At 58.5% G+C, this 9044-nt stretch carries 8 protein-coding genes; 2 read left to right on the top strand and 6 right to left on the bottom strand.

The features are described 5' to 3' along the window. Window positions 1-290: 290 nt before the first annotated feature. From lsrG to lsrA, 6 genes are read right to left on the bottom strand one after another with little or no spacing between them, the layout of a single operon-like run. Complete coding sequence (gene lsrG / locus ABU190_RS27115) at window positions 291-584, bottom strand: (4S)-4-hydroxy-5-phosphonooxypentane-2,3-dione isomerase (protein WP_039078168.1); 294 nt, start codon at window positions 582-584, stop codon at window positions 291-293. Then, window positions 581-1468, bottom strand: a complete 888-nt coding sequence (gene lsrF / locus ABU190_RS27110) for a 3-hydroxy-5-phosphonooxypentane-2,4-dione thiolase (RefSeq protein WP_071194481.1) — start codon at window positions 1466-1468, stop codon at window positions 581-583. The genes lsrG and lsrF overlap by 4 nt, the downstream gene beginning before the upstream one ends. Before the next feature lie 12 nt (window positions 1469-1480). After that, a complete protein-coding gene (lsrB, locus tag ABU190_RS27105; protein ID WP_071194480.1) occupies window positions 1481-2494 on the bottom strand; it encodes an autoinducer 2 ABC transporter substrate-binding protein LsrB in 1014 nt (337 codons plus the stop codon). 16 nt (window positions 2495-2510) lie between these two features. Next, window positions 2511-3488 carry an autoinducer 2 ABC transporter permease LsrD gene (gene lsrD / locus ABU190_RS27100; RefSeq protein ID WP_039078171.1) on the bottom strand — a complete coding sequence of 326 codons (978 nt, stop codon included), beginning with the start codon at window positions 3486-3488 and terminating at the stop codon, window positions 2511-2513. Then, window positions 3489-4523 (bottom strand): autoinducer 2 ABC transporter permease LsrC, encoded by a 1035-nt coding sequence (gene lsrC / locus ABU190_RS27095; RefSeq protein WP_039078172.1) that lies wholly within the window; start codon window positions 4521-4523, stop codon window positions 3489-3491. Then, complete coding sequence (gene lsrA, locus ABU190_RS27090) at window positions 4520-6010, bottom strand: autoinducer 2 ABC transporter ATP-binding protein LsrA (protein ID WP_354692901.1); 1491 nt, start codon at window positions 6008-6010, stop codon at window positions 4520-4522. Before lsrA ends, lsrC begins: the two co-directional genes overlap by 4 nt. Before the next feature lie 216 nt (window positions 6011-6226). On the opposite strand from lsrA, the gene lsrR reads away from it, so the two are divergent. Together lsrR and lsrK are read left to right on the top strand one after the other, a co-directional pair. Beyond that, window positions 6227-7198 carry a transcriptional regulator LsrR gene (lsrR, locus tag ABU190_RS27085; RefSeq protein ID WP_039078174.1) on the top strand — a complete coding sequence of 324 codons (972 nt, stop codon included), beginning with the start codon at window positions 6227-6229 and terminating at the stop codon, window positions 7196-7198. 43 nt (window positions 7199-7241) lie between these two features. After that, window positions 7242-8834: an autoinducer-2 kinase gene (gene lsrK, locus ABU190_RS27080; RefSeq protein ID WP_354692900.1), complete on the top strand. Its 1593-nt coding sequence runs from the start codon at window positions 7242-7244 to the stop codon at window positions 8832-8834. Window positions 8835-9044: the final 210 nt, after the last annotated feature.

Genomic DNA, 9044 nt, shown 5'->3' with positions numbered 1-9044 from the left:
GGTACAGCACGAAAGTGGGGATGATCGACCTGAAAAAGAGGTCGATCATCATGGGTAAAGGGTGTTAAAAAGTGTTCACCATGTCTCCGAACACCTGTCTACCATGTCTCCGGACCGTACACCCTCAAGGGAGAGGGTGAAAAATAGTCCCCACCCCGCTTGAATCGGTTGCCTCTTCCCTGTCGGATGAGGATTCCCCACAAAAATGCGAGCACGAACGCTCCCCTCTCCTCTTTGGGGAGAGGGTCAGGGTGAGGGCAAAGGGAAACACCGCGCACCACACCAAACCGCTATTCCGGCATCAGCCCCACAAACGTCCTTTTCTTACGCGGCTCCGACATCAGATCTTCGAGCTTCGCCACGCAGGCCAGATAGTGCGGCGTCTCCTTGTGCGCCAGCACAGCGGCCTCATCCTTGTACGCCTCGTAGATAAAAAACCGCGTCTTCACTTTCGGATCCTGCAACACATCAAAACGCAGATTTCCCGGCTCCTTCACTGCCCCCTCGTGATTGGCGCGAAACACCTCAAGAAACTCATCGATCTTGTCCGGCTTGATGTTAATCTCCACCAGCGTCACATTCATTGTTGCTCTCCCTGTTTCTCTTCCTGCCAGAATTGATACGCCTCACGGGCGCTCATATTCTCGTGTACCACTTTTTTTACTGCTTTGAGCATGGCGAGCGGCGCGCTGGACTGGAAGATATTGCGCCCCATGTCCACGCCGGACGCCCCCTGGTCGATGGCGCGAAAACACATCTCTAATGCCTCCAGCTCAGGCAATTTCTTGCCCCCGGCAATCACAATCGGCACAGGGCAACTGGCGGTGACTTTCTCAAACCCCTCTTCGACAAAGTAGGTTTTGACAAACTGCGCTCCCATCTCGGCGGCGATACGGCTGGCCAGCGAAAAATAGCGTGCATCCCGCGCCATCTCTTTGCCGACGCCAGTGACCGCAAGCGTAGGGACACCGTAACGGTTCCCGGCATCCACCAGCTTAATAATGTTATTGATCGACTGATGCTCATGCTCGCTGCCGATATAAACCTGGGCCGCCACCGCACAGACGTTGAGCCGCAGGGCATCCTCCATCGCTACCGCCACGCACTCGTTCGACAGTTCGGTCAGAATAGAGTTACCTCCCGACGCCCGCAGCACCACCGGTTTATTGGTAGCGGGCGGCACCTGGCTTCGCAATACCCCACGGGTACACATCAACACGTCCGTTTCGCCAAACAGCGGGGCGATGGATAAATCGATACGCTCAAGGCCGGTAGTCGGCCCCTGAAAATAGCCGTGGTCAAACGCCAGCATCACCGTGCGGTTGCTTTTCGGGTTGAAGATGCGCGACAGGCGCGACTGCATCCCCCAGTCCAGCGCCCCGCAGCCTTTAAGCGTAAACGGCACATTCTGTTGCGGCCGGTCGAGGCCAAAATCTTTGCCATCTTTAATGTCATCTAAATCCGCCATCGTTTCCTCCCGTCAGAAGTCGTATTTGCCAATGTTCTCTTTGGTGAACACCACGCGTTCCGGCAGCAGCACAATCCCGTTGCCTTTCGCTTCATACTGATAGCCCTGCACGCTGTTTGGCTCGACTTTAAGCGTGCCGATATCTTTCACGTCGACGCTGTCGCCCACGTTAAGATCGCCTTTTTTCAGCAGATGCTCGGCGACATTCACCGAAATTTTCCCCTGTTGCACCACATCCCACAGGCCAAAGGCTTTCACCGTACCGCGCTCTACATACGGGCGCATGACGTTCGGCGTACTAAAGCCGACAATCGCCACTCCTTCCCGTTTCAGGTTCTCCGCCGCCTGCGCTGCCGCTGGCAGAGCATTGGCATCCGGCGCAATGATCGCGTCCAGATCCGGATACGCTTTTAAGATCCCTTCTGCGGTTTGCAGCGATTTGGTCGCATCGTTATAGCCAAACTGGGTGGTGACGATTTGCCACTGGGGATGATCTTTCTCGATTTTGGCTTTCGCCTCTTTTACCCACTGGTTCTGGTCGGTCACCGTTGGGCTTGAATAGAAGAAAGCGACTTTGGCATTCGGTTTGGTTACCTGTTTTGAAGCCATCTCCACCAGCAGACCACCCAGTTGCTCTGGCGTCCCCTGATTGATGTAGATGCTGCGACACTCAGGCTTGGTATCGGAGTCCCAGGTCAGCACTTTCACACCGCGCTGCATCGCCCGTTTCAGCGCCGGGCACAGCCCATCCGGCGAAACGGCGGAGACAATAATGGCCTTATAGCCCTGGTTGACGAAGTTGTTGATGAGCTGAACCTGGCCGGAAACGCTCGGTTCGGTCGGGCCGTCATAGGTCACATCCACACCCAGGTCTTTTCCCGCCTCTTTCGCGCCGTTGCCGCCGCTGGTGAAGAAGCCCACCCCAACCAGTTTGGGAATAAAGGCGATACGGTCAGCCGCCTGGGCAGCCATGACGCTACCCGCCAGCGCCAGCGCACTCAGTTGCACTATCAATTTTGTCTTCATCTCATGCTCCAAAAGATTAACGCGAGAGAACCCGATGCCAGGTCATACGCACCCATTCCCGGTGCAGACTCAGCGAACGTCCCATCACCACCACCACCAACAGCGCCCCTGACAACGCGCTCGACACCTGGTTGGGGATGCCGACCATCTGTAACCCCTGCTGTAAATACCCCACCAGCAACGCTGCCAGCGCAGTACCCAGCACCGAACCTGAACCGCCATAAATATTGGCCCCGCCCAACACTGCGGCGGTAAGTGCAGGCATCAGCAAATCGCGCCCCAGATCGGAACGCGCTGAACCGAAATAAGAGACCAGCACCACGGCGGCAATGGCCGATGCCACCCCGACCAGCCCGTAAAGTGCGTAAGGCATACCGTTCACCGACAGCGCCGCATAGCGCGCCGCACGCGGGTTTTGCCCGAGTAAAAAGAGGTGACGGCCAAAACGCGCCCGGTGCGTGATCAGCCAGAAAAACAGCGTGATCACCGCAAACAGCACCAGCGGTACGGGCAGGCCCAGCAAAGTGAGATTGGCAAAGGCGGTAAAGCTATCCGGGAAACCGCTGATACCTTCATAACCCGTCGCGCCCGCCATGCCGGAGAGCAACAGCGCGCCACCGCCATAGAGATAAAGCGTGCCGAGGGTGATGACCAACGGACTGATGCCGGTGTAGTGAATCAACGCCGCGTTGACCAGCCCGCACAGCAGCCCAAGCGCCAGCGTCAGCACTATGGCCACGCTCATCGGCCAGCCCGCCTGCATCATCACTCCCAGCGCGATGGCGCACAGGCCAATGGTCGAGCCAAGCGAGATATCGATACCGCCGCTGATGATCACCAGCGTCAACGGCAGCGCCACAATGCCGATGCAGATAAAGTCGCTGGTGCTGAACAGCAGCATATTGACGTCCAGCATGCGCGGGTTCAGTGCGCCAAAAAGCAGGATCTCCAGCACCAGTAACAGCAGCAGCGCAAATTCCCAGTTGAGCTTCATTTACGCCACCTCTTTGTTTTTACGTTTGGGAAAAGGGGCCACGTTTTTGCTCCCCTTATTGCCGGGCATAAAGCGGCTGTATTTCAGTTGCCGTTGATGGCGGGCCAGCGCCTGGCGTAAACGTCCGTCCAGCACCAGCACGCCGAGCAACACCAGGCCCGCGATAAAGTCATTCCACCAGGCCGGGAGCTTAAAGAGCACCAGCACGGTGTCGATTTGGGTGAGGAAAAAGGCACCGAGAAACGCGCCGACAAGCGTCCCCGTCCCGCCAAGCAGCGAGATACCGCCGAGCACGCAGGCGGCGATGGCTTTCATCTCCAGCCCGCTGCCGGTCTGATTCGGTACAAAGCCAATCTGCGAGGCAAAGACAATCCCGGCGCAGGCTGCCAGCACGCCGTTCAGGGTGAAGGCCAGCATCCGCGTGCGGTTCACTCCGACACCGAGCTGGCGGGCGGCGGCGAGATTATCCCCCACTGCATAAAAGTCGCGGCCAAACGCCGTGCGCGCCAGTACCCAGGTCCCTGCACCGAGCACCAGCAGCACCAGCCAGCCCAGAGGGGAAACCCCGGTCGCCCCCGCCACAGAGAGTGATTTCAGACTGGCAGGCAGCCCTTCAATCCACTTACCGCCTGTCCACAGCAACATTGCCCCGCGATACAGCCCGAGCGTACCCAGCGTTGCCACAATCGCCGGAATTTTCAGTCCCACCACCAGCAGGCCGTTAAAGGCCCCGGCCAGGGCGCCAATCGCCAGGGAGAAAAGCATGGCGACAGGCAGACTGTAGCCACTGTTCAGCGCCACCCCGACGGCAATGGCGCACAGCCCCACAGTAGAGCCCACCGACACATCAATATTGCGGGTCAGCATCACCAGCGTTGCGCCGAGCGCCAACAACATCAGGATCTGGCTACTGGCGAAAATCATGCCCACGGTTTGCAGGCTGAAAAAGGAAGGGTTCAGCGCCACCAGCACCACAAACAGCGCCAGGATAGCCAGAAACGCGCTGAGCTCACGGTTTTTCAGTAATGTTTTCATGGCTGTCCCCCGCCGAAAGCCAGTGTCATCATGCGATCCACACTCACCGCATGGCGCGGCAGTTCCCCGCTCAGTCGGCCCTGATGCATAACCAGCACCCTGTCGGCCAGCCCTGGAAACTCATCCAGATCGCTTGAGATCATCAGCACCGCCACGTTTTGCGCCGCCACGCTTTTGATCAATTGATAGATATCCGCCCGCGCCGCCACGTCCACCCCGCGCGTCGGTTCATCGACAATCAACAACAGCGGGTTGGCCTCCATGCAGCGCGCCAGCAACACCTTTTGCTGGTTCCCGCCGGAGAGGGTGCGGACAATTTGATCCGCATGATTCAGCTTGATCCCCAACGCCCGGTGATAGCGCTCCACCACCGCGGCTTCACGTTTGCGCTGCTGCCAGAGAGAGGGTTCATTCAGGGCAACCGTGTTCCAGCGTACCGGGGCATCAAGGAACAACCCCGACACCTGGCGGTCTTCCGGCAGATAAACCAGCCCGCGCGCCAGGCGTGCGCGGGTGGAATCGCCACTGATCTCACGGTTCTCCAGCCAGATACGCCCCGCGCGCACCGGGCGCAGGCCATAAAGGGTTTCAGCAAACTCGGTACGCCCGGAGCCCACCAGCCCTGCCAGACCAACGATCTCCCCGGCGTGGATCTCAAGGCTGAGATCGATAAACCCCTCCCCCGTCAGATCATCCACCCGCAGCACCGGGAAATCCTGCGGCTGGGTACGGCGATTGCCCGGTAGCGCCAGCCACAGTTTTTGGGTATCGCTTAAGCTTTTCTCGCGGCTCGTGGGCGTCATGGCGGTAATCAAGGCGTTGTCGTCGAGGCTGGCGATTTCACCGCTCAGCACCACCGCCCCGTCGCGCATCACCGAGACATGGCTTGCGAGCGCGCGGATTTCCGGCAATTTATGAGAGATAAAAACAATGCCGACACCCAGCTCTTGCAGGGCGCGGATCTGACGGAAAAGCCGGTCAGTTTCGCCGGGCGTAAGAGAGGCGGTGGGTTCGTCGAGGATCAGGATCTTCGCGTCGCGCATCAGGCCGCGTAAGATCTCAACCATTTGCTGATCGGCCACTTCCAGGGTACTGGCGGCCGCCTGCAGGTTAAGCTGGCAGTTAAGCTGCTGCAGTTTCTCAGTGAGCAGCGTGTCATGTTGTGCGCTGCGCGGCAGGCGAAACAGGATATTTTCCCGCACGCTCAGGTTGGGAAACAGCATCGGTTCCTGCGGGACCAGATAGATACCAAGCTGATGCGCCTGATTCGGCTTAAGGCGCGCAAACGCCTTGCCGCAAACGAAAAGTTCACCGCTGTCTGGCGTTTCCACCCCGGCGATAATTTTCATTAGCGTCGATTTTCCCGCGCCATTACCGCCCATCAGCGCATGGACCTGGCCTGAATACAGCGTGAAATCAATGCCTTTCAGGACTGTGACGCCTGAAAATTGCTTATTGATGCCTCGCGCTTCAATCAGTGGATTCATTGCAGCCCCGCTATTGAACAAATGATTTTTTATTTCAATAATGTTCAAAAGCGTAGACGGTGAACTATATTTACAACCGTGCAGTGATCACATTTTTATGTATTTGGATCTCTCTATTCCAACAGCGACATCAAAAGATCTGTTTTGCCAGGCGGCTCACATTTTCACCGCAGGCAAGCACGAACATATGATCTAAATTTTTATAAGAGTTCAGATATGAGCGAAAAAAGAACATTAGAAGAAGGACGCTTTGCAGGTCTGGCGCTGGCAGAAGAAGAGCTGGTGGCCCGTGTAGCCTGGTGTTACTACCACGACGGCCTGACACAAAACGATATCGGCGAGCGACTGGGTTTACCGCGCCTCAAGATTTCGCGCCTGCTGGAGAAGGGGCGGCAGTCCGGGGTGATCCGCGTACAGATTAATTCCCGCTATGAAGGGTGCCTGGCGCTGGAAACGGAGCTGCAACGCCAGTTTGGCTTACGCCTGACCCGCGTGCTGCCAGCCCTGAATACCCCGCCCATGAGCGTGCGACTCGGGATTGGCGCCGCCCAGTCGTTAATGGGAGTGCTGGAGCCGGGTCAGCTTCTGGCGGTGGGATTTGGCGAAACCACTATGAGTTGTCTGCAGCACCTGAGCGGGTTTATCAGTTCGCAGCAAATTCGCCTGGTGACGCTCTCCGGCGGGGTCGGCCCCTACATGACCGGGATTGGCCAACTGGATGCCGCCTGTAGCGTCAGCATGATCCCCGCGCCATTGCGCGTATCGTCGCCGGAGGTGGCAGAGATCCTGAAACGGGAATCGAGCGTGCGGGATGTGATCCTCGCCGCCACCGCCGCCGATGTTGCCGTGGTGGGTATTGGATCAGTGAATCAGAAGCGCGACGCCACGATCCTGCGCTCGGGCTATATCAGCGAAGGTGAACAACTGATGTATGCACGCAAAGGGGCCGTCGGCGACATCCTGGGCTTCTTTTTGCAGGCCGATGGTGAACGGGTCGAAGGGCTGGAGATTCATCGGGAATTACTCGGCGTCACCCTGGATGAGCTGGCGCAATTGCCGACCATCATCGGTGCCGCCGGGGGCGTGGAAAAGGCAGACGCGATTTATGCCGCACTCAAAGGCCGCCGTATCAATGGCCTGGTGACGGAAGAAACAACAGCACGCGCGGTCCTGGCGTTGGCGCAATAACGCGCCGCTTGCCGCGCTGCGCTGATAACAGCGAGGCAAGCCCATGAGTTACCTTTTAGCGTTAGATGCAGGGACCGGCAGCATTCGTGCAGTGATCTTCGATTTAACCGGGAGACAGGTTGCCGTCGGCCAGGCGGAATGGAAACACCTGAGCGTGGAAAATGTGCCGGGCTCAATGGAGTTCGATCTCACCACCAACTGGCAACTGGCCTGCCAGTGCATTCGCCAGGCGCTGGCGAACGCGGGTCTTTCCGGTGCGGATATCAAGTCCATCGCCTGCTGTTCCATGCGCGAAGGTATCGTGCTGTATGACCAGTACGGTGATGCCATCTGGGCCTGCGCCAACGTCGACGCGCGCGCCAGCCGGGAAGTGGCCGAACTCAAAGAGATCCACAACGATCGCTTCGAATCCGAAGTCTATGAGGTCTCCGGGCAGACGCTGGCCCTGAGCGCGATGCCCCGTCTGTTATGGCTGGCGCACCATCGCCCGGATATCTATCGCAACGCGGTCACGATCACCATGATCAGCGACTGGCTGGCGGCGCGCCTTTCCGGCTGGCTGGCGGTCGATCCTTCCAACGCGGGCACCACCGGCATGCTCGATCTGTTTACCCGTGACTGGCGGCCTTCCCTGCTGGATATGGCCGGACTGCGCGCCGATATTCTTTCGCCGGTAAAAGAGACCGGCAGCGTGCTGGGCGAAGTGACCAGAGAGGCGGCACAGGAGAGCGGTCTGCGCGAAGGCACGCCGGTAATCATGGGCGGCGGCGATGTCCAACTGGGTTGTCTGGGGCTGGGGGTGGTACGCCCCGGACAGACGGCCGTGCTGGGGGGGACATTCTGGCAACAGGTGGTCAACTTGCCGCAGGTGCGGACCGACCCGGAGATGAATATTCGCGTAAACCCGCATGTGATCCCAGGCATGGCACAGGCGGAGTCGATCAGTTTCTTTACCGGCTTAACCATGCGCTGGTTCCGTGATGCCTTCTGCGCGGAAGAAAAATTGATTGCCGAGCGCATGGGAATGGACACCTATAGCCTGCTGGAAGAGATGGCTGCTCGCGTTCCGGCGGGCTCCCACGGCGTGATGCCGATCTTCTCCGATGCGATGCATTTCAAGCAGTGGTACCATGCGGCGCCGTCGTTTATTAACCTCTCCATCGACCCGGAAAAATGCAATAAAGCGACGCTGTTCCGCGCGCTGGAAGAGAATGCCGCCATCGTCTCAGCCTGTAACCTGGCACAGATTTCCCGCTTTTCCGGCGTGAAGTTCGACAGTCTGGTGTTTGCGGGCGGCGGTTCAAAAGGGGCGCTGTGGAGCCAGATTTTAAGTGACGTCACAGGCCTTCCTGTACGCGTGCCGGAAGTCAAAGAGGCCACCGCGCTGGGCTGCGCCATTGCCGCAGGCGTCGGGGCGGGTCTGTATGACGATATGGCGGCAACCGGTGAACGACTGGTGAAATGGAGCCGGGAGTTCACGCCGAACCCACAGCATCGCGAGTTATATGACGAGATGATGCAGAAGTGGCAGGCGGTGTATGCCGATCAGCTCGGTCTGGTGGATAGCGGGCTGACAACGTCAATGTGGCAGGCACCGGGCCTGGTACGCGCATCATTACCCCGTCTTTCTGTCTGAGGGGCCAGGCCGCAACCCCTGATGCGCTGCGCTTATCCGCGCTACGGCGAGGCAGAAACGCTCGATCGGCCCCCTCTCCTCGTGGGTGTACGGTCCGGAGACATAGTGAACGCTTGTTCGGGGACATGGTAGACACTTACAACTGAGGCATAAGAACCCGTTTATGGAGTCACTTATGCCCTGGGATGCGAGAGATACCATGTCATTACG

Source organism: Phytobacter sp. RSE-02 (assembly GCF_040578655.1).
GTDB lineage: Bacteria > Pseudomonadota > Gammaproteobacteria > Enterobacterales > Enterobacteriaceae > Phytobacter > Phytobacter diazotrophicus.
This window is presented reverse-complemented; position numbering and strand designations above follow the sequence as displayed.